We start from the raw sequence: 1,335 nt of genomic DNA on the forward strand, positions 1-1,335 counted from the left end.
GTGACCCGTCCTGGGTTAAGTTGTCATTTCCCGCCTTTTCTTAGGAGAGCGAGATGGGAACTGGACGAAAGCGGACTCAAGGCGACTACACCCTGACTTTTAAGCAGGGGGTGGTCGATGCAGTGGAAAAAGGCGAAATGACGTACAAGCAGGCGCAGCGCATGTATGGCATCCAAGGCCGATCGACGGTGCTAGTATGGCTACGTAAGCTTGGCCGGCAGGATTGGAGTACGCTGGCAATGGCTTTGGCACGTCATCAACCAGCCGAGATCGGCGCTACACCTATGACTCCGGAACAGCGAATCAAACAACTTGAGGCGGAACTGGCGCGGGCCAAGGACGAGTCGCTGGTCTACAAAACTATGTTGGACGTGTTGGCCAAAGAGCATGGGGTGGGCATCGTAAAAAAGCCTTTGCCCGAACAACGCAAATCCTCAAAGAAAGGCAGGGCCTGAGCCTGAGCCGGATATGCGCGTTGTTCGGGATTAGTCGCCAAAGCTACTACAAGCGCCTACATGCTGAAATCGGGCGGGCAAGCAAGGCGGCCGTGGTGGCGGAAATGGTGCGTGATGTACGGCTTTTGCAACCTCGGGTAGGCGGGCGCAAGCTGCACCTTATGCTCAAGGACCGGTTCGCCACCGCCGGGGTGAAGTTAGGCCGAGATGGCTTGTTCGACACGTTGCGGCACACCCGGTTATTAGTCCCGAGGCGGCGTAGCTATACCAAGACGACCGACTCCAAGCATCATCTACACAAGCACCCCAATCTGATCAAGGGAGCTCCCGCTCCGACCTGTGCCGAGCAGCTCTGGGTGGCCGATATCACCTACATTGATACAGCCACAGCCACCGGCTACCTCAGCCTGGTCACGGATGCGTATTCGCGCAAGATTGTCGGCTATCACTTGCATCCCAGCCTGCATACCGATGGTGTGGCTGCGGCCTTGCTGAACGCCCTTCGGTGTCGCAAAAGCCATCGCCGTCTCATCCATCACTCAGACCGGGGCATTCAATACTGCGCTACAGCCTACCAACAAATTCATCAACGTTATGGCATCGTATGCTCAATGACCGATGGATACGACTGCTACCAAAATGCCTTGGCCGAGCGGGTCAATGGAATACTCAAGACCGAGTTCCTTGTCAGTAAACCGGCGAACTTGGAGCAGGCAGAGGTCATGATTCGCCAATCAATCGCAATCTACAATACCAAGCGGCTACATGCAGCTCTACAATACAAAACGCCCGATGAAGTTCATCGGGCGTCTTTGCTGGAGCTTAATTAACGGGTAACGAAAAAGGCGGTTACCCGTCAACTTATTCCAGGACTAGTCAC

1 protein-coding gene is annotated in these 1,335 nt (G+C 55.1%); it reads left to right on the forward strand.

The window, feature by feature from the left end; translation table 11 throughout:
* Positions 1-53 precede the first annotated feature (53 nt).
* A protein-coding gene (locus GM676_RS31265) for an IS3 family transposase (protein WP_443093184.1) occupies positions 54-1,285 on the forward strand; the annotation gives its coding sequence in 2 pieces (ribosomal slippage) (positions 54-419 and positions 422-1,285; 1,230 coding nt in all).
* The last annotated feature ends 50 nt before the right edge of the window (positions 1,286-1,335 follow it).

The organism is Duganella radicis (assembly GCF_009720825.1).
Taxonomy (GTDB): Bacteria; Pseudomonadota; Gammaproteobacteria; order Burkholderiales; family Burkholderiaceae_D; genus Rugamonas; species Rugamonas radicis.